At 51.9% G+C, this 23,769-nt stretch carries 19 protein-coding genes and 1 tRNA gene; 4 read left to right on the top strand and 16 right to left on the bottom strand.

Going from position 1 to position 23,769, the window contains the following annotated elements:
- Positions 1 to 182: 182 nt before the first annotated feature.
- Together rfaQ and ACLQ7H_RS19685 are read left to right on the top strand one after the other, a co-directional pair.
- The gene (gene rfaQ / locus ACLQ7H_RS19690; RefSeq protein WP_411754124.1) at positions 183 to 1,352 is read left to right on the top strand and encodes a putative lipopolysaccharide heptosyltransferase III; all 1,170 of its coding nucleotides are present in this window, start codon (positions 183 to 185) and stop codon (positions 1,350 to 1,352) included.
- Positions 1,353 to 1,371: 19 nt separating this feature from the next.
- Positions 1,372 to 2,589, top strand: a complete 1,218-nt coding sequence (locus ACLQ7H_RS19685; protein ID WP_411754123.1) for an O-antigen ligase family protein — start codon at positions 1,372 to 1,374, stop codon at positions 2,587 to 2,589.
- Between the two features lie 61 nt (positions 2,590 to 2,650).
- Here the strand turns inward: ACLQ7H_RS19685 and ACLQ7H_RS19680 are convergent, their stop codons facing one another.
- The 9 genes from ACLQ7H_RS19680 to ACLQ7H_RS19640 all read right to left on the bottom strand — a co-directional run bounded on the left by ACLQ7H_RS19680 (position 2,651) and on the right by ACLQ7H_RS19640 (position 13,990).
- Positions 2,651 to 3,256, bottom strand: coding sequence for a TetR/AcrR family transcriptional regulator (locus ACLQ7H_RS19680; RefSeq protein WP_411754122.1), 606 nt, complete (start codon positions 3,254 to 3,256; stop codon positions 2,651 to 2,653).
- A 178-nt stretch (positions 3,257 to 3,434) separates the two neighbouring features.
- Positions 3,435 to 4,118 carry an outer membrane beta-barrel protein gene (locus tag ACLQ7H_RS19675; RefSeq protein WP_411754121.1) on the bottom strand — a complete coding sequence of 228 codons (684 nt, stop codon included), beginning with the start codon at positions 4,116 to 4,118 and terminating at the stop codon, positions 3,435 to 3,437.
- An 81-nt stretch (positions 4,119 to 4,199) separates the two neighbouring features.
- A complete protein-coding gene (locus ACLQ7H_RS19670; protein ID WP_411754120.1) occupies positions 4,200 to 4,640 on the bottom strand; it encodes an SRPBCC family protein in 441 nt (146 codons plus the stop codon).
- The gene (locus ACLQ7H_RS19665) at positions 4,633 to 7,971 is read right to left on the bottom strand and encodes a beta-ketoacyl synthase N-terminal-like domain-containing protein (RefSeq protein ID WP_411754119.1); all 3,339 of its coding nucleotides are present in this window, start codon (positions 7,969 to 7,971) and stop codon (positions 4,633 to 4,635) included. The genes ACLQ7H_RS19670 and ACLQ7H_RS19665 overlap by 8 nt, the downstream gene beginning before the upstream one ends.
- Before the next feature lie 6 nt (positions 7,972 to 7,977).
- A complete protein-coding gene (locus ACLQ7H_RS19660) occupies positions 7,978 to 9,003 on the bottom strand; it encodes a phosphopantetheine-binding protein (RefSeq protein WP_411754118.1) in 1,026 nt (341 codons plus the stop codon).
- A 54-nt stretch (positions 9,004 to 9,057) separates the two neighbouring features.
- Complete coding sequence (locus ACLQ7H_RS19655; RefSeq protein WP_411754117.1) at positions 9,058 to 10,800, bottom strand: FAD-dependent monooxygenase; 1,743 nt, start codon at positions 10,798 to 10,800, stop codon at positions 9,058 to 9,060.
- Between the two features lie 3 nt (positions 10,801 to 10,803).
- Positions 10,804 to 11,415: an HAD-IB family hydrolase gene (locus ACLQ7H_RS19650; RefSeq protein WP_411754116.1), complete on the bottom strand. Its 612-nt coding sequence runs from the start codon at positions 11,413 to 11,415 to the stop codon at positions 10,804 to 10,806.
- The gene (locus ACLQ7H_RS19645; RefSeq protein ID WP_411754115.1) at positions 11,405 to 12,922 is read right to left on the bottom strand and encodes a class I adenylate-forming enzyme family protein; all 1,518 of its coding nucleotides are present in this window, start codon (positions 12,920 to 12,922) and stop codon (positions 11,405 to 11,407) included. Before ACLQ7H_RS19645 ends, ACLQ7H_RS19650 begins: the two co-directional genes overlap by 11 nt.
- A gap of 48 nt (positions 12,923 to 12,970) precedes the next feature.
- Complete coding sequence (locus ACLQ7H_RS19640; protein ID WP_411754114.1) at positions 12,971 to 13,990, bottom strand: SDR family oxidoreductase; 1,020 nt, start codon at positions 13,988 to 13,990, stop codon at positions 12,971 to 12,973.
- Positions 13,991 to 14,578: 588 nt separating this feature from the next.
- On the opposite strand from ACLQ7H_RS19640, the gene ACLQ7H_RS19635 reads away from it, so the two are divergent.
- A complete protein-coding gene (locus ACLQ7H_RS19635) occupies positions 14,579 to 16,177 on the top strand; it encodes an ABC transporter substrate-binding protein (RefSeq protein ID WP_411754113.1) in 1,599 nt (532 codons plus the stop codon).
- A 69-nt stretch (positions 16,178 to 16,246) separates the two neighbouring features.
- On the opposite strand, the gene ACLQ7H_RS19630 is transcribed toward ACLQ7H_RS19635, so the two are convergent.
- From ACLQ7H_RS19630 to ppk2, 6 genes are all read right to left on the bottom strand, one after another.
- Complete coding sequence (locus ACLQ7H_RS19630; RefSeq protein ID WP_411754112.1) at positions 16,247 to 17,041, bottom strand: ABC transporter ATP-binding protein; 795 nt, start codon at positions 17,039 to 17,041, stop codon at positions 16,247 to 16,249.
- Positions 17,038 to 17,940 (bottom strand): ABC transporter permease, encoded by a 903-nt coding sequence (locus tag ACLQ7H_RS19625; RefSeq protein ID WP_021178435.1) that lies wholly within the window; start codon positions 17,938 to 17,940, stop codon positions 17,038 to 17,040. Before ACLQ7H_RS19625 ends, ACLQ7H_RS19630 begins: the two co-directional genes overlap by 4 nt.
- An 81-nt stretch (positions 17,941 to 18,021) precedes the next feature.
- The gene (locus tag ACLQ7H_RS19620) at positions 18,022 to 18,984 is read right to left on the bottom strand and encodes an ABC transporter substrate-binding protein (protein ID WP_411754111.1); all 963 of its coding nucleotides are present in this window, start codon (positions 18,982 to 18,984) and stop codon (positions 18,022 to 18,024) included.
- A gap of 314 nt (positions 18,985 to 19,298) precedes the next feature.
- A complete protein-coding gene (locus ACLQ7H_RS19615; RefSeq protein WP_411754133.1) occupies positions 19,299 to 19,898 on the bottom strand; it encodes an ATP-dependent Clp protease proteolytic subunit in 600 nt (199 codons plus the stop codon).
- A 67-nt stretch (positions 19,899 to 19,965) separates the two neighbouring features.
- Positions 19,966 to 21,210 carry an aromatic amino acid transport family protein gene (locus ACLQ7H_RS19610; protein ID WP_411754110.1) on the bottom strand — a complete coding sequence of 415 codons (1,245 nt, stop codon included), beginning with the start codon at positions 21,208 to 21,210 and terminating at the stop codon, positions 19,966 to 19,968.
- A gap of 535 nt (positions 21,211 to 21,745) precedes the next feature.
- Complete coding sequence (ppk2, locus tag ACLQ7H_RS19605) at positions 21,746 to 22,621, bottom strand: polyphosphate kinase 2 (RefSeq protein WP_411754109.1); 876 nt, start codon at positions 22,619 to 22,621, stop codon at positions 21,746 to 21,748.
- Positions 22,622 to 23,426: 805 nt separating this feature from the next.
- Here ppk2 and ACLQ7H_RS19600 point away from each other — a divergent pair.
- On the top strand, positions 23,427 to 23,543 hold the full coding sequence (locus tag ACLQ7H_RS19600; protein ID WP_411754108.1) for an SDR family oxidoreductase: 117 nt from the start codon (positions 23,427 to 23,429) through the stop codon (positions 23,541 to 23,543).
- Between the two features lie 116 nt (positions 23,544 to 23,659).
- Here the strand turns inward: ACLQ7H_RS19600 and ACLQ7H_RS19595 are convergent.
- Positions 23,660 to 23,747: transfer RNA gene (locus tag ACLQ7H_RS19595), tRNA-Ser, on the bottom strand.
- Positions 23,748 to 23,769: the final 22 nt, after the last annotated feature.

The raw sequence follows: 23,769 nt of genomic DNA, 5'->3' as shown, positions 1-23,769 counted from the left end.
AAAATTCCTAACAGGCAAGTTTTCCCATGGCTAACAAGCCCGCACAATACCCCCTTAGTTTGTCAAGGATTGATCGTTTTCAACGATCGGTCTGATCTGATTGATCTGTACAACCAATTATCTTTGTCCTGCCGCTACCGATAAGATCGCCTTTTATCGATCTCTGGGATACATCAGCAAATATGACGTTCGCGATGAGTGCTGGCAAGGCCGTGTTACCTGACCGCCGCTTGCCCAACGGACTACTGCACCGCGATCGGGTACAGCGCATCCTGGTTATCAAGCTGCGTCACTTTGGTGACGTTTTGCTGACCACCCCGTTGCTCAGTACGCTACGCGCCAATTACCCCAATACCCTGATTGACGTGCTGGTGTATGACGGCACCGAGGCGATGCTGGCGGGCAATCGGGATGTCTATCTGGCCTATACCGTCGATCGCAACCTAAAACGGCAGGGCTGCAAGGCACAGTATCGCGGTGAGCAAGCCCTGTGGAACAGCCTCAACACCGGCCACTACGACCTGGTGATCAATCTGTCCGACCAGTGGCGGGCGGCGCTGTATTGCCGCTTTCTGAAACCGACGTTCAGCCTGGGGTTTGCTTATCCCAAGCGTAATAACCGGCTGTGGCAGACTTGCCATTCGTTGTTGGTGCCGTTGGATGGGCACGACCAGCGGCACACCGTGCTCAATAATCTCGCTATTCTAACCCCGTTAGCCTTACCCACCTTGGTGACCAAGGTGACCCAGGCTTACCGGCAGCGCGATGTCGATGAGATTGACCGCCTCAGCCAGCATCATCACCTGACGGATTTTGTGCTAATCCAGCCTACCGCGCGCTGGGCGTTCAAAACCTGGTCAGTGGCGGGATTCACACGGGTTATCGATTCTCTCACCGCCAGCGGAGAAACCGTGTTGCTAACCGGGGGACGCTCCGCCGATGAGATTGCCATGATAGCTACCATTTTGGCTCACTGCGCCATGCCACAACGGGTGGTTAATCTGGCTGGTCGCCTGGATCTGCCAGAACTGGCTGTCTTGATCGATCGGGCAAAGCTGTTTATCGGGGTGGATTCGGTAGCGATGCATATGGCCGCCGCCTTGCAGACGCCTTCGGTCGTGCTGTTCGGCCCCAGTAATCTGCAACAGTGGTCGCCCTGGCAAGCTCCGCACATCCTGTTATGGGCAGGCAACTATCGTTCGCTACCGCAACCCGACGAGGTGGACACCGCTACCCCGGAACGTTATCTGGACGCTATTCCCGCCAGTGAGGTTATCCGAGCCATCAACCACCAGCTTACCCGCCTGGAAATCCCAACTTCCCGCACGGTAAATGACTCCGTGCTGAATTAACCCTGATTTGAGCCATCACATGCCATCCACCAACCTGTGTTCTGTATCATTGCTTTCCCCCACCCGCTTTCGGCTGTTTGGCTTCACGGCATTTTTGCTCGGCTTGTCCCTCCCGACTTCCAATGCGCTGATGAATGCTTCGTTAGTGTTGGCGGCGATATGTCTGCTGTGGCAGCGTGACTTTCGCCATCTGATGCCTTTGCTCAGGCAACCGCTGGTGTGGCTGCCCGCATTGATGTTTGCACTGCTGGCCGCCTCGTTACTGACAGAGCACCACGAGTACGGCCCGAAGATGGTCGGCAAGTATCAAAAGCTGCTGTATGTGCTGCCGCTGGCGCTGTTCTTCCTCATCGACTCCAGGCTTATCACCCGGTTTATCAACGGATTTCTGCTGGCCAATGCCGTGATACTGGCGATCAGCCTGGCGGCGAGCATCGGCCATGTGACGCTGGGTGGCCTCGACCCTCAGAATCCGACGGTGTTTAAACTGCAGATAACCCAGAACGTGTTTATGGCGTTTGCTGCGTTGATATGGTTGTCCCGGGCTTTTGTGCAATCAGGCGTGCTGCGTTGGGGCTATGGGGCATTGGTTCTACTGGCAACGGCGAACGTATTGCTGATGGTACAGGGGCGTACTGGCTATGTGGCGCTATTGGTCGGCGTGGGGCTTTGGTTGCTGCTGACATTGCCCCGTTGGCAGCGGCTGGGCGTACTAGCCAGTGGCTCGCTGCTGGCCATTATGCTGATTTTTATCCCCAATAGAGCGACGGAGCGGCTGACGCTCGGTTTTACTGAAGTGCGTAATTGCGTGGTGGCCCCGGCTGAACTTGCCTATCAGGCATGCGACAACTCGATGGGACAGCGCACCGCTTTTGCCCGCGAATCACTGCGCCTGATAAAACAGTCTCCGCTGCTGGGCAACGGGGCCGGGAGCTTCTGGTATGGCAACGCGCAGACCGGTTACGGGGTGCATAACCCACACAATGAGTATCTGCTGGAAACGGTACAAAATGGCTTGCTGGGGCTGGCGCTGTTTTTGGGTTGGATGTGGTGCTGCTTCCGAGCGGCCTGGCGGCAACCGGCAGCCTGCCGCAACCTGCTGGTTGCCGTGCTAGGGAGTTATCTGGCCTGCCACCTGTTCAATTCGTTCCTGCTGGATTCCGCCGAAGGGCATCTATTTATGGTGTTGGTCGCCGTACTGGCGGGCTATCGCCTTAATTTGCTCCATCAGCGTTGAAATCGGTGGGGCACACCGGGATACCCCACAGCCAAGCCCGTTCAACGCCAACCGATGACAGTTACTTTGGCCGGGTCAGTGGCGGAGAGGTCTGTATCAACGCATTGAGCACCAGAGCGACCTGGCTACCGGGGTCTTCATGCTGTTGCAAAATCAGTCCTTCAATCATGGCGATGAACATGGTGGCCAACTGCTCGGGGGCTTGTGGTACGTCTTTACCGGCATGCTGAAAGATAATGGCGATTAAATCACCAAGCATCACTGAATTCTGATGATGTAAAACCAAATAGCTGTCAGCAAATTCCCGATCGCGTAACGCAAGCAATTGCAACTCCACATCCATAATGGCGCAATCACGGTTATTTTTTAAGCCGTCAATATACTCAGCGAGTGCCTGACTAAGTTGAGCATCGCTCAGCTCGTTGTTAAGCACCTGCTTTAGTCCATTAATTTCACGCTGTTTAAAACGTAGCATAACGTCAAGGAGCAGTTCGTTTTTGCTGGAAAAATTGGAAAAAAACGCCCCTTTAGAGAAGCCTGCTTCTTCAGCAATGGTATTGATACTGTTGGCATGAACCCCATGGGAAACGATCAACTCAGTAGCGGTAGTTAACAATTTTTCCCGAGTAGCCTGTTGGCTTTCTTCACGATTCAGACGTTTTTTCATTGAGCTTTCAGACTCCTAAAAAATAAAACACTTTTTTGGCTCACGTTATTTACAATATAATTGGATAGGAGTTCGGTTAGATTAATGCAGATAGCTGTTTATTAAGATAGGGGCAGAGGATTATAACGCATTGATAGTAAATGACAATAGAACCACCTTTCGGTGGCTCTGTTTCAGATCAGAAATAATGATAGAATCCCACCATAGCCGACTGAGCCTGATAGTGGGTGATGACATCCTGCGGTGGCAAACCTTCGATCAGGCCATAGTTGGCAGCAGCGGATCGCATATAACGATAGTTGAGCGAAATGCTGTAAGCATCGGTGATCCTCGTAAGGATCCCTGCCCCCAATTGCCAGGCACCAACATCATCATTATGTGCCTGCCCAAAGGGTACACCGTTAGCCGCCAACCCTTTGATGGTCAAGCGGCCATAGCCGATACCGCCCCCGATATACGGAACGACCTGGACACTATCGGTTATTTTCGCCCTGAGTGGCATATCATACCAGACGTTGGCAAAAGCACCGAAAAAAGCCTCACTGCCTTGGCCGCGAGAACTGCTACCGCCTTCATAATAGCGTTTACTGAAGCTATTCAAGCTATTCTTCCGATAATTGACTGCCAGTTCGCTGCATAACCCTGAGAAAAAACGCCACCCCGCGGCCGCTCCATAAACATAGCCGCCACTGGTCGGATTTTTAAAATTCATCCGCACAAAATCGAGCTGTTGCTGCGTCAGATACTGAGGGGCAGCCCAATTGGATCCTCCCTGAATGCCAACGTAGGGGCCGGTTTCTGCCGCCTGCGCTACACTCCAACCACTCAATACAGCCAGCAACAACGTAAGTCTTTTCTTCATTCTTTATCATCTTCCTTGGATAATTTACGGGTAAGGATCCTGTGACGAGGGAATGACCGCGTCGGGTAAATACATTATTGGCTATATATGCTGGATCTGTTTGGCTCGTTGAACGGCTAGCTGTGCCAGATTATTCAGTGATTTTATCAACGCCGGGCGTAGCAACGCCCGCACTATTGTTCTCCATAACCAGGGGCGAACCAGGCTTACATTAGCCTGATGTGTCACCCGACACCGCTGGGGGGAGAGTTCTTCCAGCCAATGATCAAAACGCAGGTTTGCTCCCAACAACCGGGCAGAGTTACTCCATTGCTGCCCGATGGTCATTTCTTCTAGTACGATAGTCATTTGCAGGCCGTTTTTTAACTTGCAAACCCCTTGGGTACCGGGCGCAAACGAGCCTTTTAACTGACAACTAACCACATCAGTATCCCACTCTGTCGATACTTCTAAATCGGACCAAATCTCCCAAATCACCGCCGCAGGGGCAGCCACATCGACAGTAAACGTTAACTTATCCATTTCTACTTTCCTTTAAGGCCAACTGCGGGTCAGTAACATCATGCTTTTCCAGCACTTGTGCCACGATCCTCGCCTCCCCTAACCGTTGCCGATCCGCCTGCAGTATCAGGTTGATGGTATTGGTTCGGCCTAAATTTCCTGCTAATAGCGGCTGTTTATCTGCCATTACGTTTAAGGTGCGTTGACGGGGGATGGGAGCATTGAGAGACAAATGCAACGTCACCAGATTCATCGGTACTCCCAGAGGGATTTGCAGCACATCATGAGCAATCTGCATGTAACACTGGCGGGCTATCTCAAGGAAATAGACCATTGACAGCTGCTTCACATCACCATCGGTGAAGAAATGCCCATCTGGCAACGGCACAGTCTGCACCGCATACTTCCCCTGCTCGTCGAACAATTCGCTAACCAACACGTTATCCGCACGATGTTTATGCAACAGGTCAGCCCGGCGGCAGGGTGCTACCGCCTGCAGAACACCTGCAGACAAGTAATGTGAAATGGCACTCAGAGCAAGCTGAATGCGGCAGGCGATCTGGCCACCTTGCCTGATGGTGAGCAACCAATCTCCGGCTTGCTGGTGCTCAAGCCGTAGGCTGATGGGCACGGTTTTATCAACATAACGCATAAAACGTACGTGCAGATCGCTGATAAATAGGCCGTTGTTGTTGATATTTGCCTGTTCGGCCAGTTGCAATCCCCCGGCGATCAACAAGATACCCGGTACATGATCCAGCGGATGATCAAAGAAGTAAGGATGCAGCTCATTAATCTGCAATGTGGCCTGCCAACCATCGACAAGTTGCTGTACATCACTAATGAGGTGGTTGACGGTTGTCACACTGTGGCTTGGCATATTGATCAATTGTTGCATGATCAGGCTCCGAGTACGCAGCGCCACTAGCACGGTATCGGTAACTTGCTCACTCAGCGCCACCAGCGGCGTCTGCACCACGACTTCATTCATGGTCGGCGTGACCAATGGCACAGGCGACGCTTCAGGGTGGGCAAAACGCAAGGTATAGGGCAATCGAGCTGGTTCAGGCTCCTGCGGTTCTGACCAAGGCTGTACTCGTTCGCTAAATATCCATAGCCAAGGTTGGCCTTGACGGCGAACCTCAATAACCCCGATCTGTTGCAAAACCAGCGCTTGTTTAAGCAGGTGCTCAATGCCACTGGCCTCGGCCAGCCAGCCACTACTCCGATGAAGCGTTTGAGACCGATCCAGATATAGGCTATCCAGCTCGCAAATCGTAGTCTGACTGATTTGTTGTGGATCGATACCAGCAAGCCCGCAGGCATCACTCAGTTGGCGGGCATGACTTGCCAATACCGCACAGCGTAAAACTACCAGGGCTGGATCGCCGGCCTGCCAGGGTCTCAGTAACAATACCCCGGCTCCCTCCCCCTGTAGTGGCCGCTCACTGCTACAATGACGCAGTTCACTGTGACTACTGATATAACGACCCGCCCCCAAAAGCACATGCTCTAAGCCACGATTAAACCAGTGCGGCAAGGTCAGCAACGTCTGCCACAGTAATCCCGGCTCCCCGGCCAGAGTTTGGTGGCAACCACGCAAGTCGAAAATTTTTGCCGCATAGCCAGAGAGCATGGAAGGCAACATAGTGGCCACATCGGCCACCGCTATATTCGGTGCAACGCAGTCTCCGTTAGCGTTAAAGAATTCACTGCGGGCATAAGCATTAGGGTAACTTTCGCCCCCCATATTGCAGCACATCATCATGGCGGTACCGGCATTGTGGGCCAACTCACTATGACGACCAATAATCCGCGCGGTCAATGCCGTCACCAACAGCTTAAAGGGATCGATATGATCAAGCGCTTTCGGCCCCATAGCATAACCGTGAGTCTCGATGGTGTGGTCCGTTGCCAGATAGTGCCCATTGGCCGGACGAAGGGCTGGTTTTTTAGCCAATCTCCCAGCGGGGAAAGGTCGATTGGCTGCGGGCTGATGCAGTTTTTGTTGAAACTCTGCCAGGCTAAATCCCCCTCCCAATGCCGCTTCGGCATCCACGATGGCCAGATTGAGCGTAATGCAGCCGTTGCCCTTCGGCAGAGTGCTTTGCTGCGGCCCAACAGCAACGCGATCAATGATCATATGCGCATTAGCACCACCAAAACCAAAGCAGGAAATAGCCAGCCGCTGCAGATCTGCAGGGCCACTGACCGCCGCGGTCGCCAGTTTGAGCTGGCTATTATTTTCTAAATTGGGGCTGGGCGCATAAGCAGGTTGCGCCGGAATATGCTGATGGCGCAACATCAAGAGGGCTTTTGCTAATGAAGGTCCCCCGGCAGCGGCCAGAGAGTGCCCCAATGTGGCTTTGATCGACCCCAATGTCAGACGCTGTCTGCTACTGTTAGCCGCGAAAAAAAACTGCTGTACTGACGCCAGTTCGGTAGCATCCCCCAGCGGGGTTGCAGTACCGTGGGTTTCCAGATAATCCAAGCTGGTAGGATCCAGCCCCTGCCAGGCACGTTGATAAGCCGTAAGCTGCGCATGCTGACCTGGCGAAAATACCGATCCTTCAGCCCCATCGGAAGACAGGCCGATGGCTGTCAGCATCCCCAGAGGCTGGCGACCAGCAGCCACTGCCTGATTGATGGGTTCCAGTAGGAATGCACAGGCGCACTCAGCGGGTACAATCCCGTTGGCCGATGCGCCAAATGCACGCAGGCAGGCATCCGCCGAAAAAGCGGTCAACTGCGAAAAACCCAGGTAAAGTCCCAACGGCAAGACGGTATTGAACGCCATAACCACTACGCGCTCGGCCTGACCGCTGCTCATCAGACCACGGGCCATTTCTAACGCATGGGGAAACGAACTACAGGCGGTATCCACCGTCAATGCGGGGCCCCCCAGCAGCAGTTGGTCAGCCAGCAAACGTACCTGCTCCCCTGCAGCTACCCCTTGTTCCGACTGGAAATAGCTCTCATCACTCCAGGAAGTTGCCAAGATCAGACCAATACGTTCACGTGGTAGTTGCTCAAGGTTCATACCCGGTTCGCTGAACAGTTGCCTCAGCACTCGTTGGCCGATGTTGATCTGGCGTGATGGCTCTCCTGCCGGCTCATTCAGAGTAAATGCCTGATCGAGATACACTCGGTTGCGCGTGCCAGGCTTGGCGGCAAACACCGCATCGGCATCGACTTGCCAATGCGGTAACAGCGACCGTAAGGGGGCCGTTTCACCACTTGTTAGTAATGCCCACAGTTCCTCGAAAGAGTTGGCACCAGGAAATTCTCCGGCCATGGCGCTAAAGCAATAAGACGGGTTCTCGGCACCTGATAGAATGGAATCATTAGTCATTGCCCATTACCCCAACCTGTTTAACAGATCCATTGCTTCACGGACATTGCGCCGAGACATTAATGCCTCATTGGCAAATTGGCAGGCGCTGTATTGTGGTGCCAAGGTTTCCCAGACGGCTCCTTGAGTGAAGCCATCCGCCAGGTAATGCGCAAATGGGGTCTCGTTGCTGATATCGTGACCACTACCCAATTTTTTCAGCAGTTGAGTTAACGATACCTCCAATCCCGGTGCACAGGTTTCAACCTGGTCGTCAGACAATTTTTGTTCCAGCAACGTGATCACCTCACGCGGGGTCGACAGATTGGTTAACCACTGTGTATGCGGCTTAACTTCTGGATACCGATGTTGCAAGGTTTCCAACACGTCCAAACGGCCAAGTGAATCCAACCCCAAATCGTCAAAGGGTAAAGACAGGTCAATACTCTGTGGCGCAAAGCCGGTGAGGCGCGCAATGATATCCAGCACCGCCTGCTCGGCACAGAATACGGTGTCATCGTTCGATACGGGTTGCGGGCTTAGGGAAGCCAATAATTGCGCCGGAGTATTGACCTCAAATAGGCTAATATTGGCAGCGAATTGGGGAAAACTTTGCACCAGCTCCTCCTGCAAATCCTGACGGCTGAGCGAATCCAACCCCAGTTGATCGAACTCCAAGGCAAAATCGATACCTGATACAGCAAAGCCAGTCATCTGTGCTAATTTTTCGCGTAACCACTGCTCGACATTAGCCGCTTCATCACTGCTCCTCTCAAGGCTGAGCTCCCTACCCGGAGGACTAATCGCCTCCACCACGGGCAATGCATGAATTTCTGACTGTAGTCCTCCCTCAATCAGCAATTGCTGATGCGCTTGCAAAAATTTCTGGGTCACACTTTCCGTTTGCGTCAGTAGCTGTAACAAAATTTGCTGCTGATGTGGGCTGTGGCTCACCAGGCCAAGAACCTTGTCAGTAAAGGCAAAATAACTTTGCGTAATTTTGCTGTTCGCAGAGATAAACTCCTGCATCACTTTATTTTTATCAACTCTCATGAACACATGTCCCAAGATGTACTGCTAGTAAAAAAGCCCTTTGGATTGACGCATTCAGGCAGCCACATCGCATGCCTCTTTCGCAAAGGGTTTGGCAGTCTGCTGACGAAACGCAGCCGTTTTTTTCATAAACACGTTGAGCTCATCAGGGTCTTTGCCCTGAAACGCGATATAACCATCCGGGCGGATCAGCACCAGGCAACCGCCCGCGGCATGATATCGACGATGGAGTCGCCAGTCGGGATCGGCAATAAGCTGTTCAGAGCAGCTAAAATCATCGCAGCTCAGCGTATCGATCACGCAACGTGCCTCAATGCCCTGATAACCGGCAATGAGAGCTCTCGCCATCGCTACATAACCCGCTACACGCGCTGATCCACCTTCAGCAGCGGTAAACACCAACAGCAGGTATTGTTGACGGAAAAACGAACTCAACCACAGAGACTGCTGGCCAGGGGCGACCCACAATGAGATATCCGGAGCCAATTGTCCGGCGCGCGGCGCGGGCACCGGCAAGGTTGTTTTTTTGGCTTTCTTGCGCCACGCGTTACGTTGGTTATTTTGCAGGGTGTCGCGCACCCAAGTGCTGTTGCAATAGTGGTAATGATGACCTGAAATCATGGACGGCAGTTTGCGCTGCACTTTCTGTCGGTTGTTGATCAGAGGCAACAGATTGTTGCGCAGCCAGACCAATGGCCAGTTGCGCAGGGTGATCAATCGCGTCAGGCGGTGTGCGGTTTGTTCTGCTTCCTGCGCCACCGGATAACGCTCGTCGTGATAACTGCCCAGCAGACTTTCGTCGGCATAGCCTTTCGCCACCCAAGCCAGTTTCCATGCAAGGTTATAGGCTTCTGACAGCCCAAGGTTCATCCACTGCCCGCCGATTGGGCTACCAATATGCGCCGCGTCACCCATCAGGAAAATAGAACGATGGCGCAACTGAGTCACCTGACGATGCTGAAAAGCGGCCTGTGTCGTGGATGAGAGGTTGGACAATCGCATTTTCTGTCCACGCCCATCGCATAGGCGCTGGAAAGTCTCAAGATCCAACCGTGGACGTTCCCCCTCTGGCGGTAAGGCATACGGCATCTCCACAAACAGTCGATATCTGCCATTTTCATTGAGCGGCGCCACGGCAACATAACCTTCCGCTGCACCGAGGAAAAAGGCACCTTCATCGCCGCGTTCATCCCAATCAATATCGGCATCTGCCAGCATAAAGTAGCTGTCATAAGGAGCACCATCAAAACTCAGATTGAGTCTTTTACGCACCGTACTACGAGCGCCATCACAGGCACACAGCCAGCGATATTGCTGCCATCGCTGGCTGCATTCATCACCCTGGGACTGGATCAGTGCCTTGACCCCATCCGCCTCCTGCCGGATATCCACCAGGCTGGTATTCCATTCGACCTGGCCGCCTAAGGCCTCCAAACGTTGTAACATCAATTGTTCTGCATCGGGTTGCGGCAGGCTCAACAACATCGGCCAAGCCGCCTCTAGTAACGAAAAGTTATAGCTGATGATGCGCTGCTTATTGGCCTGCACGGAGAAAAACCTAATAGCAAACCCTTGGCTCACCGCCTGATCGGCAATGCTCAACTCACGAAAAATCTCCAGCGTTCGTGAATGAATCGCCATCGCTTTAGTGGCAGTAGAAGGACCACTACTTTGTTCAATAATCCGAAAGGGGAGACCATATTGCTTAAGCAGAATAGCCAGAGTCAGGCCAATCGGGCCAGCACCGACAATCAGGATTTGATGATCGTCAGGAAATTGCTTTGGTTGGATTTTCAAAATTTAGTACCAATTTCTGTAAAAAGGGGCATTGGCAATGGCCAGTAATGCGGCGTCACCAGAAGAATCGCCATAAACATAGATATGGTAGTTATCCAGCCCTGGCAATTGTTGCCGCAGACGTCGAACCTTTTCTTCACCAACACAATCCTCACCCACCACTTCACCGTTCATTTTTTGCCCATCAGTACCCAGTTGAGTACCACAAATAATGTCAAAATTAACCGAGCGGCCCCACTGCTGCAGATAGTTTTCCGGTGAGTTGCTCACCAAAGCGGTAACATGGCCTTGTGCCTGATGCCAACGCAGGCGCCTTAATGCCTGAGGACGCAGATAACCCGGTAACTCATCATTGACATATTTTTGGGCAAATAAACTCTCTTGGCTAATGGCGAGACCGGCAAAAAAACGATGAATAAAGCTGCGCCGAGCTTGCATCAACGGTGTTATTTTCAGTAATACCGCCAGAATTCGCGGCAGCAGCAATAACATCCCTCCCCAAAAAGCGACGGGGCCGCGAATAAACCGGATATAACGCCAAAAGGTATGGCGGTTGGTTAAGGTGCCATCGAAGTCAAATACCGCCAGCACTGGCGACCGGTTTTCATGCGACATGTTCTCCCCCTTGTACCGACAGAATTTTGATATTGCGCGGTATTTTGAAACCGGATAAATAGTTCCCCATAAAAGCCAGCAACTCATTCTGAACCAGTTGCCCGTGGGCTAATTCAATACTTAGAGAGAGCACGTTGGCCTCATGTTTATCGGGCGTCACCCACGCTCGTGCCCGCTTTACCTGTGGATGACGTAAAGCCACCAACTCAATTTCATGTAGGTCAATCATTTGCGCGCGTATTTTGGAAATACGTAACCGCTGGCAGACAAAGAAAAAATGCCCTTGCTCATCCCGCCACACCAGATCGCCGGTATGTAGCCACCCTTGTTTAAAGAACAGCCTGCTGCCCTCTTCGTCCTGATAATACCCCTCGGCAAGCATTGGTCCCCGCACCACTAACTCGCCGATCCGTCCATCCTGCACTTTTTCACCATTCGGGCCGAGCACGCAAATTTCTGCTCCACGGATGGCTTGCCCCATCGCCCCTCGACGTTGTTCACCTAAGGTATTTTGTACCAACACCGGCAGGCTCTCTGTTAAGCCATAACCTTGAAGCACCGGACCGCAACCGAGCAGTTTGCTCAATTTCTCAGCATCGCTGGCTGGCAAGTGGCCTCCGCCGGAATAGATCATCAGTTGCGGATGCAGGCCGCTCGGCAGCGATTTACGTTTTGCCAGCCGGGCATTAAAGTAACGGATCACATCAGGCACCAGGCAGGCAAAAGTGACTTGATAGCGGGCCAGTACCTCGGCGAGATCGCGGTTGAGCAAGCTGTTGGTGATTAACAGCGTGGCCCCGACGCTGAGAGGAAAGACCAGCATCACAGACAGGCCAAAAATCGCGTACAGTGGAAGAGTAACCAGATGGACACTGCCCACTCCCTGCGGGTAAAAATTCTCATGTAAACCATCGGTAGAATGGGTCATTTCCAGATAGCTGTGCGCCACCGGGAAGGGGCGTCCCAAGCCGCGCCAGGTGAATTGCAGCGACACAATCGGGTTATCCTGCGGCGCATTGAGCGGTTCCGGCGGGATATCCAGCGGGTCCCCAAGATACTTTAAGCCATCCTGCTGAGGGAACGATTGCGTTTCGCCACACAGCAATATTTGCCAAGAGTTCTGCGGCGGTGCCAGCAGTGCCCTTTGCTCGAGGTAAAACGCTGGTTGAGTAATAATAAAATCAGGCTGCCCTCTATCCAACAAACGACCGATTTCCCAACGGGTAAGTTTGTTATTAATAATAATAGGCAGTGCCTGTTGACTGACCAGCGCTAAATAACAGGCCACGAACTCAATACTGTTAGGCAAGAGCAGCGCCACCTTGGTGCCGGGTTTTACGCCAGCGGCACGGAAGGTATTTTTACGCTGCTCTGCTAATTCCTTCAGCTGTTGGTAACTCAGTTGCTCATTGTTATCAATATCATTTATTGCCAGCGTTTTTGGAAATTGCCTTGTAACCTCTAAAAAACGATGTAGAAAACCCTCATTAGCATTCGCAGAATTCATCCTACCTCCCTATATTTATGTCATCCAAAGACCATCAAAAACGTTCAATTAATCAGTGGGTGGCAGAAAGCCGTGTTGTCGATACCATTTCAGTACGTCACTCAGTGTTTCATCCATTGGACGGAAGTGGCAACCCAGCTCTTGATGACTCTTGTTATGGCTAAAGTGGGTACGCAGATATTCCCGTGCCATCAATTCAACGCTGGATTTACTTAGTAGTACCGGTTTTTTGGTCAGTCGGTGATAAACCTCATAGCCCTGAGCCAACAGGCGCAGCATAAATAGCGGGATCGGTTTGGATGGCGCGGGGATATTGCTGACCTTGGCCAGTTCCCCCATCAAATCCCCCATCGTCATATGCCGACCGGCAGCCAGATAACGCTCACCACGGCGACCACGTTCCATTGCCATGATCTCATGCTCCGCAACGTCACGCGCATCCACCACGCTAAAACTGGCCGGTAACACGCCAGGAAGCCGCTGGTGCATATAGTCGATGACAAACTGCCCCGAAGCCGTCGGGCCAATATCGCCGGGGCCAAACATCCAGCCAGGAAGAACGAAGCAGGCAAACATCTGCGGATGTTTTTCCAAGAATTCTCTGACCACATCTTCGCTTAATATCTTACTGCGATAATAGTCATCCTGGTCTGTGTTAGCGCGCGACATACTTTCATCGATCTGTTGATTCTTTTCCCCCTGAAGTACGGCAATTGAGGATGTATGCACCATACGACGGATACCGGCCTCCCAAGCTAGTTGTAGCAGATCGGCAGTGCCCTTGACATTAGTGTCATACAATTCTTGCCAATGTTTCCCACCCTTGAAACTATCGCGAAAATAGGCCGCAGTGTGAAACAAGCAGTCACATTCTTGCAAAGAAGCCAGATAACTCTCGGGGTGACATAAATCCCCTTCAATAAATGACACTGGCAGATCAGCGAACTGTTCCCTACCTTTTTCTGCGCTACGTACCAATGCTGTTACCTTAATCCCTCTTTTCAGTAATGCACGCACCAGGTTATTTCCGAGAAGCCCCGTTGCACCAGTAACAAATGCATGGTTCATCAATATTATCCTTGTAAGTGAGCTCACTGAAAGAGCAAAAACCGCTTGCCCCCCCTTCCACTGTTAACATTATCGACTTAAAATAACCGATAGGAACTCAAAAACCAAGTGGTATCTTAAGGTATTTCAATAAACTTAAGGTTGCTACTCCACTCAGCCAGCCTGATTGATTCAATGTATTGCATTGTGATATTTTTCTCGATCAGATTTACATTGGTTTCTCATGCGGTCATTCTTAAAAACGCTCATTACGATATTATTAACATACCGTTATAATACCCCCTCAACCTGCAGTGATTTACTGTTTACAACATTGCCCGTCAGGCGCAATCGATGCCACGCCGTCAATTTATTCCCATGTTCCTCTATGGGGTTCGTAACACTATTCCCCTGATTTAAAAATCAATCTGGTTATGTAAGCATTCAAGGAAGACCCGATTCTTTAAAGCCGTCTAACGCAAGGAAGTGACTAATAAATCAACAAAAATCTCAGTTTTGGCATAACCTGAGAGCAATTGGTTATTTGCCTGCGTTCTCCGTCCGTGCTGAGATTGATATCTCATAATAAAGCCAAACAAGGCGATGACCATGTCTATAGGGAAAACGCTGCTCGCGCTCGCGCTGAGCACCTTCTTACCGGCAAGCGCTGCCATGGCGGCAGCCAACGATACGTTGATTTATTGCTCCGAGGCGTCACCGGAGTCGTTCAACCCGCAGATTGCCAGTTCTGGCCCGACTTTTGTTGCCAGTTCGCAGGTACTGTATAACCGTTTAATCAATTTCGATCCGGTTAACAACACGCCAACGCCGTCATTGGCAACCGAATGGAAAATCTCCCCGGACGGCAAAATCTATACCTTTACCCTGCGCCAAGGGGTGAAATTCAACAGCAACAAAAACTTCAAACCGACCCGCGATTTTAATGCTGATGACGTGGTGTTCTCGGTGTTACGCCAGAAAGACCCAAATCATCCATACCATAAGGTTTCGCAGGGCAACTACGAATATTTCCACGACGTTGGTCTGGATAAGCTGATTAAGGAAGTGAAAAAGCTGGACGATTACCACGTTCAGTTTGTTCTGAGCGAACCGAATGCCGCGTTTCTGGCCGACTGGGGGATGGACTTTGCGTCGATTCTGTCTGCCGAATACGCCGATGCTATGCTGAAAAAAGGCACGCCAGAATACGTGGATACCTGGCCAATCGGCACCGGACCTTACGTTTTGCAGCAGTATAAAGTCGATTCACTGATCCGCTATGCGGCCAACCCCAATTATTGGGATGGTGAGGTGCCAACCAAGCATCTGATCTTCTCCATTACGCCGAACGTACAGACACGCCTGGCAAAACTCCAGACCAACGAATGCCAGATTATCCCAGCACCGGCACCAGTACAGTTTGACGAAATCAACCAAAACAAAGATCTGACTCTGCATAAGGTGGATGCGCTGAACGTCGGCTATCTGGCGTTTAACACCGAGAAAAAACCGCTGGATAACGTGCTGGTGCGCCAAGCCCTGAACTATGCCACCGACAAAAAAGCGATTGTTGATGCGGTGTTTTTAGGTTCTGCCACGGTGGCAAAATCGCCGCTGCCGCCAAATATGCTGGGCTTTGATAAAGACCTGAAGGATTACGGCTACGATCCGCAAAAAGCCAAGGCGTTGCTGAAACAGGCCGGGCTGGAAAAAGGTTTTGAGATCACACTGTGGTCGATGCCGGTTCAGCGGCCGTATAACCCGAACTCCAAACGTATTGCGGAAATGCTGCAAAGCGACTGGGAAAAGGTCGGCGTGAAGGCGAAAATTGTCTCTTACGAGTGGGGGGAATATCTCGCCGGTATGCGTAAGGGCGAGCATGACACCGCGCTGTTTGGTTGGATGTCCGATAATGGCGATCCGGATAACTTTGCCGAAGTGCTGCTGGGTTGCAACAGTATCAAAACGGGGTCCAATGCCGCACGTTGGTGCGATAAAGCCTATGATAGCCTGGTACAGCAAGCCAGGTTGACTAGCATCCCTGCCGAGCGTGCGAAACTCTATGGCCAGGCGCAGGAAATCTTCTACCAGCAGGCGCCGTGGATTGCGCTGGCGAATGGCAAAACCTTCTATGCCACGCGCAGCAACGTCAGTGGTTATAGCGTCAGCTTGATGGGCAGTGATTTTTCCAAAGCCAAGCTGAATTAACCGCAGATCAATACACCTGGTTATCATTGTAGGGCGCAGCATATGCCGCGCCCCTTCGTAGTGACTGGCTCAGCTCAACAGCAGCCCATCATCATCCAGCTTTTCGCCACGTGTTTTCTCAAACATCGCCAGCAGGTCGGTGACCTGCATATTCGCCCGTTGTTCCCCGATAACATCCAGCACCACCCGCCCCTGGTGCAACATCACGGTTCGATGTCCATGATCCAGAGCCTGGCGCATCGAATGCGTCACCATCAGTACGGTCAGTTGCTGCTCGGCGACAATACGGTCGGTCAGCGCCAGTACAAAGGCTGCCGTTTTAGGATCGAGCGCGGCGGTATGTTCATCCAGCAAGAGCAGACGAGAAGGCTGCAGCGAAGCCATCAACAGGCTGACCGCCTGACGCTGCCCGCCAGACAGCAGCCCCATGTGATCCCCTAGACGATTCTCCAGCCCCAGTTCCAACGTGGCCAACTTATCGCGGAACAGTTGCCGCTGCTTGCTCTTGACCGCTCGCTGAAATCCTCGAATTTGACCGCGTTGCAGAGCCAGGGCCAGATTCTCCTCAATGCTCAGCCCCTCACAGGTCCCCGCCAGTGGATCCTGGAATACGCGGGCGACCATACCGGCTCGACGCCAGGCGGGCATCAGGGTAACGTCCTGTTCGCCAATAAACAGCTGGCCGCGATCGGGGGTAATATCACCGCTGACCGCATTGAGCAGCGTAGATTTCCCTGCCCCATTACTGCCAATGACCGTCACAAACTGCCCTGCCTCAATGTTCAAAGACAGGCCACGTAATACCGGGTTTTCCAGCGGAGTCCCGGGGTTAAAGGTTTTAAACAGCTGTTCGGCACGCATCATGATGGCTGCCTCCCCCGTTTGCTTTTCAATTTTTGTTTCAACTTCGGCAGGACCAGCGCCAACGTAACCAGTAGCGCGGTGATCAGATTCAGATCCTGCGCCTGCAAGCCGATAAAGTCTGCATTCAGGGCCAGCGCGATCATCAGGCGATACAGCAATGCCCCTAACAGGGTCGCCATAGTGATCAGGAACAGGCTACGGGCAGGCAACAGTGTCTCACCGATGATCACCGCCGCCAGCCCGACGACGATGGTGCCGATCCCCATGGAGATATCGGCGCCCCCCTGAGTTTGTACATACAGCGCCCCCGCCAGTGCTATCAGCGCATTGGATACCGCCATGCCGATCACCGTCAGCCGACTGGTCGCAATCCCCTGAGCGCGCGCCATGCGCGGATTCGCTCCGGTTGCCCGCAGCGCAAGGCCCACCTCGGAGGTCAGGAACGCGTCGAGCGCCAGTTTGACGACGACGACCACCACCAGCAGTAATAGCGGCTGGATCAGCCAGGCGTTATCTTCAACCTGGCTGATGAAAGGAGTGAAAACGCTGGGTAAGCCAATCAGAGCCAGATTTGGCGCCCCCATAATGCGCAGGTTGATGGAATACAGGGCAATCATCACCAAAATGCTGGCTAGCAGTTGCAAAATACCGAGCCGCACGTGCAGCCAGGCCGTCAAACAGCCAGCACCGGCACCCGCGATAGCCGCCAGCAAACACGCCAGCCAGGGGTTATAACCGCTGACAATCATCACCGCAGCAACCGCGCCCCCTAAAGGGAAGCTGCCATCGGCCGTCAGATCTGGAAAATTAAGCAAGCGAAAGGAGATCAATACGCCCAACGCGACCAGCGCAAAGATCAGGCCGATCTCCAAAGCGCCCATCAGGGAAATTAACGACATGCGTACCTCATAAAACATCTTGGCCCGCCACCTGCGGCAGGCCATTCACACCCGATGTAAACCATCATTCAACGCAGATCGTTACTTGATGACTTCTTGTGCTGATTGCACCAGCTCCGCTGGCAGAGTGACCCCCTGCTTCTGGGCGGCGGCAGGGTTCACGCTCAGGCTGAGCTTGTTACCTACCTCAGGAGCTATGGCGCCTGGCTTCTCGCCCTCTAACAGACGGACGACAATTTTACCGGTCTGACGGCCCAGATCGTAATAGCTCATCCCCAACGCCGCAGCCGCGCCACGTTTGGCAACGCTATTGTCACCGGCGATCAACGGGATTTTAGCCTGATTGGCAATGCCGACCAGCGACTCGTAGGTGGAGATAACGTTGTTATCGGTATTGGTGTAGATCACATCGACTTTACCCACCAGGCTTTTGGCCGCCGGGGCCACATCGATGGTACGTGCGGCAGGAACCTCAACCAGCGTCATTCCGCGTTTGGTCAGCTCATCTTTCAGCTCTTTGACCACCACCGTCGAGTTGACTTCCCCTGGGCTGTAGACCATGCCGACACGCTTGGCCTCGGGTTTAACCTGCAAGATCAGATCGACCTGCGGGCCGATGGCGACGCTGTCTGAAACGCCGGTAACGTTGGTACCACTCGGCTGCCAACTGCTGACCAGCTTGGCCGCCACCGGATCGGTTACCGTAGTAAACACCACCGGAATAGTCTTGGTGGCCGCCACCACTGACTGAGCCGCAGGCGTTGAAATAGCCACTATCGCATCAGGCTTGTCACCGATAAATTTACGCGCAATCTGCCCAGCGGTGGCCGTATTTCCCTGCGCGCTCTGGAACTGGATCTTGACCTTATCCTTGTCATACCCCGCAGCCTTTAGCTCATCAATCACCCCATCACGGGTGGCATCCAATGCCGGATGGTCAACGATAGACAGGATCGCCACCGATTTCGGCGTAGCGGCGTAACTGCTTACTGCAAATAAGGCGGCGGCGATAGCTACAAAAATATTCTTATTATTCAAAGGCATGCTCATATCCTTTTCAAGTTGGCGTCGGTGCCAGAGGTGATGATTAATCATCCTAGCACAGTGTTTTACTGCCATCTATTGAATAACGTTTTGTTATCATGTGCTTAACATGCAGAATTAAAAGAAAACACTCGGCGCGCTTACACGGGGCAGTGATTCGGGTCACAAACCGCCACTTTGGGCCTCTCGTTGTTCGACGCTTAGGCCATTAAACAGCGCCCACAACCCGCGTAGCGAGCGGGTAATGGGGCTGTATAAAATCGCCAGTGGGGAGGGTTGGGGAATTGACGCTGCGGCGGGTTATTACACCGTGATTAGATTATTTCTTTTTCACTGACAATGGCTTTTGATACCAGGCCATAGTCGATCGCTTCTGCCACTGGCATCCAAAAATCGCGGTCAATGTCGTTCAAGACCTTTTCCAGTTTCTGCCCGGTTTCCTTGGCGATCAAGGTAGCGATTCTTTCCCGTATGCGGATAATTTCTCTGGCCTGAAGCGCCACATCGGTAGCCTGACCACCAATACCGCCGCTAGGCTGGTGGATCAGAAAACGGGTATTGGTCAAGCAGAAGCGGCGTTCTTTGGGCACCGATAAGAACACATTAACCGCGGCGCTCCCTACCCAACCGCTGCCGATCATATTCACTGGAGCACTAATAAAGCGGATGGCATCGTGGATCACATCACCCGACTCTACATGACCGCCAGGTGAGCAAATCAGGAAATTAATTGGCGCGGAGGACTCATCGGACAGCGCCACCAGTTGCTTGACGACATTGTAGGCCACCGTGTCGTTGATTTGCCCAAACAGCAGGATCGTTCGCGACTTGAAGGTTCTCTCATCCAAAAAGGCATCACGCTGAGGATTACTTTTTTCCGCTTGTTCTTCCATCTTGTACCTCGTCTGTTTTATCTATCATCCTGGCCGAACATGGCAAAGTTAACCATAGCAGCAATCGTCGCCACTAGCCTGGCAACAATCACCAACCAGCCGGCAAATAACCAAACAGTGACGCAATCGCATAGACCGCACTTCCCAGATACAGCAGTACAATACTGACCTGCAACAGCGGATGCGTGATCCAGTTACATTGCCAGAGCGGCACCCGGTCGCCATGTTTGCGAGCACCTCGCAAAATCAATATCGGCATGATCGACAAGATCACTCCACTGAATACACCAGCGAAATACAACGCATTGACGAATGAAACCAGACCACTGTAGGCCAGCGCGAACGGTGGCAAAACGACCACCATCAATACACCTAAGCGGCGCAACGGCCGTTCGTCGTCCCCCAACCTGAACTTATCGAAAATATTGCTCACAAAGCTGCCACCCAGTCCCCAGTAGGATGTCAGCATGGCACATAGCGCAAAGATATTGGCAGAGAAGAAAGCCCATTGGCCAAGCGCCTGCCCCCACGAGATCGTCGCCACATCAGAAATATTACCCAGCCCACTGAGCGCGATCACCGACATCGGCACCACTGCCAACAGCACAAAAGTCGTTACCATCCCGACAATAATGGCCTTGGGAAGCTGTTCTGGTTTATCCGCAAAACCACGCGCCATCTCAGGCACAATATATTGGGCAGAGAAGCAGAACACCACCACACTGAACACGGGCACCATAAAGAGCCAATCACCGTCAAGCAGGTTGCGCATCTGGGTGGTCTCTTTCAATAGCGTCGCGAGAACCAGAGCACTCAGCATGACAACCATGCCGATACTGATAAACTTTTCGCCACGGCCAATGGCCTTCAAGCCGAGATACAGAACCAACGCCGCCGGGATAAAAAACAGCAGGCTGCCGAGCGCAGGTGAAATGCCGAGCAGGGATTGCAATAATTTGCCGCTACCTGACATGTAAGCAGTAAGCGCGCCGACACTATTGACACATACTGAAGCGAACATGACCCATGAAGCAAAACCACCGACATAGCGCCGTGCCAAGCCACTTAGCTGCAGATGTTCTCGGGTACGAAGGGTAGATTCAGCGACATACAGCATAGTGATGGTGGTTATACAGCCAACCAGTACCAACCAGAATAGCAAAGGTAAATAACCCGCTTTACTGGAAGCGTACGCGATAGAAAGCACGCCTGCACCGATATTAGTGCCGACTATCATTGCGACCCCTTCAAGAAAAGTCAGTGATTTGACGGGTGCAAAAGTCCGTTCCCCTGCGGCTTCTGCCGGGGAAATGCCGATGTTTTCGCAAGACATATATCATCCTTTGATACCCGGTAGCGTTAATGACCAGGAAAAGTTAGCGTCCAGAGGGTTAGTTGTTACTTTTTATTCACAAACATGAAACAACATCACCTGGTTATACAGTGTACGGCCCTATAAACGAGTGCCAATCACGATTACTTGAGGGATCCAATTGTGTTCTTTAAGGGGGATTATTATTGCAGCGATTCAGCGAACAGCCTGATGGCAAGCGGCATCTGCAGCTTTATAGCAACCTTTGTGGTTCGGACGATTTTTGTCTGGCTGGTGTGTACGAGGATTTTTGCAGGACGTGATCAGAGGGCATAAAAAGTGTGGGAAAGTCATCAAATGGTTCGCCTGCTGCGGTTAGGATAACCAGTATCATTTCATAACAATCCCCATTATATCAGCCATATTCCGTCACTATCCGTCAGCCCTCTTATTTTACAGGCTCATCGTTTTTGCCGTCAGTTTTTGGCACTCAATGGATAAAAACGCCATGCGTTTTTAAACAGCAGATCGTCATGAATTATAATGGTTCCTTTGTTCAATAAATCTCAGGAATATGTTTCAAAGGATAGTCTGGTGAATGATATTTCCCGATTTTTCGTTTAGGCAGTTTAATCTTCTTTTTCGGCAACCGCTTGTAGGGAATATGCTGCAAAAAGTGGTGGATAACATTGAGTCGAACCCGCTTCTTGTCTTCTGAATTAGCAACAAACCAAGGAGCCCAAAGGCTGTCTGTGGCAGCAAACATGTCGTCCCTGGCTCGGGAATAGTCGTCCCAGAGTTCGAAAGAACGGATATCTATCTCTGAAAGCTTCCATGTCTTGCGGCCATCATCAATACGTGCACGCAATCGACGTTCTTGTTCCTTTGGGCTTACATCCAGCCAGTATTTGATTAGAATTATGCCAGACTCCACCATTAATCGTTCCACCATCGGAACCGTCTCCAAAAATTGATGCGTCTGCTCTTGCGTACAAAAACCCATAACTCGCTCGACGCCAGCCCGGTTGTACCAACTACGATCGAAGATAACTACCTCTCCTGCTGCTGGCATGTAAGGCATGTAGCGTTGCAGGTACATTTGGGTTTTTTCACGTTCGGTTGGGGCAGGAAGGGCAACAACACGGAACACTCGTGGACTGACTCTTTCGGTCAGTGCTTTTATCGTACCGCCCTTGCCAGCCCCATCGCGCCCCTCAAACACGATGCAAACTTTCAGCCCCTTGGCAATCACCCAGCTTTGTAAATGGACAAGTTCTTCGTGTAACAACCTGAGCTCTTGCTGATATTTTTTTTCCGGTATTTTTGCCGTGCCTTTTCCTTGTGGCACACGGTTGCCTGATATGCGCTTGGGGTTCTTTTCTTTTGAAAGACTGGCATCGGGTACGATTTTGTTTTTCTTTCCGTTAGTCATGAAGTTACCCCACAATATCATCAATATGACGCTAGCCAGACGTTGAACGCCCCCTTACAGCGCTTGGAGGGCTGCGTATGCAGGACGGATAAGGAGTCAGGAGCCGATGAGCAAGCACGTGGTCTCATCTCATACAATATCGTAGTTGTTATTTCTTCATGCTGCGAACCATCTTCTCTGGCCGCATCACTCCAGCTAAGAGCATTTAACAAAGAGAAGTGAGATGATTTTAAAATAACTAGCTATTTAAATTAGCGATTAACAGCGTTTCTGGTTCCGTTACTCCCCAAACTACTTGTTCAAAACCTGGTGTTATTTGCCTTGTTCGCAGACAGTAAACTGATAGCCGCTCTGGCGTTGGTGGGGATCGTTCTGGTTGGCGTCGCGATGAACCCCGCCATGGTTTCACGCGTAATGCGTACTGCGAACGGAAGGCCGCTTCATTATGTCTAAGTTGCATTGGTCACGGAGGGAAACAGGGGGATAGGCGCTGATATTGCCCGGCATCTAGCCTGCGATGGTGCCGAGGTCATCATAACTTTTGTGCACAATTCTCAAGCTGCAGTTCAGAAGGACGGGGTTTTACGGCGTGGCTGATAAATATTGGGAGTTGTGTTGGCCGTCATGTTCCGGGGGGCGGGTTGACGTTATATGCAATGAGCAAGTCAGCCATCATAGGGCTCACGAAAGGGCTTGGGCTCTAAAGGTATCTATCACGGTAAATCAGATATCTCCGGGGCCAATCAACACGGATATGAACCCGGTTAACGGTCCCAATGCCGAATTCTGATGCAATCTGACATCCTTGGGGCGGTATGGAACAACCAACGAGATCGCGGCAGTTGTCAGCTTTTTAGCCAGTTCAGATGCTGCTTTTTTCACAGGGGCAGAAATAGCTGTTGATGGAGGAACAAATAGCTAAATAATTTTGCATACCGTCCTATCCCTACCTTTGGCCGATCTGGAGCGGATGCTATATTTACTGGATAGCATAAACGAAAAACCCCAAGCCTTTTGAGCTTGGGGTCATTCATAATATGGCGGAGGAGCAGAGATTCGAACTCTGGAACGGTTTCCCGTCGACGGTTTTCAAGACCGTTGCCTTCAGCCACTCGGCCACCCCTCCGTAATGCAGCGAACTATAAACA

It is taken from the genome of Serratia sp. (in: enterobacteria), assembly GCF_046715635.1.
Taxonomy (GTDB): domain Bacteria; phylum Pseudomonadota; class Gammaproteobacteria; order Enterobacterales; family Enterobacteriaceae; genus Chania.
Note: the sequence above shows the minus strand (reverse complement) of the source record. Positions and strands in the feature narration are given on the sequence as shown.

Excerpts from the sequence above, each read along its gene's own strand:
- ACLQ7H_RS19685 (WP_411754123.1), top strand. The coding sequence starts at position 1,372 with ATGCCATCCACCAACCTGTGTTCTGTATCATTGCTTTCCCCCACCCGC.
- ACLQ7H_RS19630 (WP_411754112.1), bottom strand. The coding sequence starts at position 17,041 with ATGATGCGTGCCGAACAGCTGTTTAAAACCTTTAACCCCGGGACTCCG.
- rfaQ (WP_411754124.1), top strand. The coding sequence starts at position 183 with ATGACGTTCGCGATGAGTGCTGGCAAGGCCGTGTTACCTGACCGCCGC.
- ACLQ7H_RS19675 (WP_411754121.1), bottom strand. The coding sequence starts at position 4,118 with ATGAAGAAAAGACTTACGTTGTTGCTGGCTGTATTGAGTGGTTGGAGT.
- ACLQ7H_RS19640 (WP_411754114.1), bottom strand. The coding sequence starts at position 13,990 with ATGAACCATGCATTTGTTACTGGTGCAACGGGGCTTCTCGGAAATAAC.
- ACLQ7H_RS19650 (WP_411754116.1), bottom strand. The coding sequence starts at position 11,415 with ATGTCGCATGAAAACCGGTCGCCAGTGCTGGCGGTATTTGACTTCGAT.
- ACLQ7H_RS19645 (WP_411754115.1), bottom strand. The coding sequence starts at position 12,922 with ATGAATTCTGCGAATGCTAATGAGGGTTTTCTACATCGTTTTTTAGAG.
- ACLQ7H_RS19660 (WP_411754118.1), bottom strand. The coding sequence starts at position 9,003 with ATGAGAGTTGATAAAAATAAAGTGATGCAGGAGTTTATCTCTGCGAAC.
- ACLQ7H_RS19620 (WP_411754111.1), bottom strand. The coding sequence starts at position 18,984 with ATGCCTTTGAATAATAAGAATATTTTTGTAGCTATCGCCGCCGCCTTA.
- ACLQ7H_RS19665 (WP_411754119.1), bottom strand. The coding sequence starts at position 7,971 with ATGACTAATGATTCCATTCTATCAGGTGCCGAGAACCCGTCTTATTGC.
- ppk2 (WP_411754109.1), bottom strand. The coding sequence starts at position 22,621 with ATGACTAACGGAAAGAAAAACAAAATCGTACCCGATGCCAGTCTTTCA.
- ACLQ7H_RS19670 (WP_411754120.1), bottom strand. The coding sequence starts at position 4,640 with ATGGATAAGTTAACGTTTACTGTCGATGTGGCTGCCCCTGCGGCGGTG.
- ACLQ7H_RS19635 (WP_411754113.1), top strand. The coding sequence starts at position 14,579 with ATGTCTATAGGGAAAACGCTGCTCGCGCTCGCGCTGAGCACCTTCTTA.
- ACLQ7H_RS19610 (WP_411754110.1), bottom strand. The coding sequence starts at position 21,210 with ATGTCTTGCGAAAACATCGGCATTTCCCCGGCAGAAGCCGCAGGGGAA.
- ACLQ7H_RS19625 (WP_021178435.1), bottom strand. The coding sequence starts at position 17,940 with ATGTCGTTAATTTCCCTGATGGGCGCTTTGGAGATCGGCCTGATCTTT.
- ACLQ7H_RS19680 (WP_411754122.1), bottom strand. The coding sequence starts at position 3,256 with ATGAAAAAACGTCTGAATCGTGAAGAAAGCCAACAGGCTACTCGGGAA.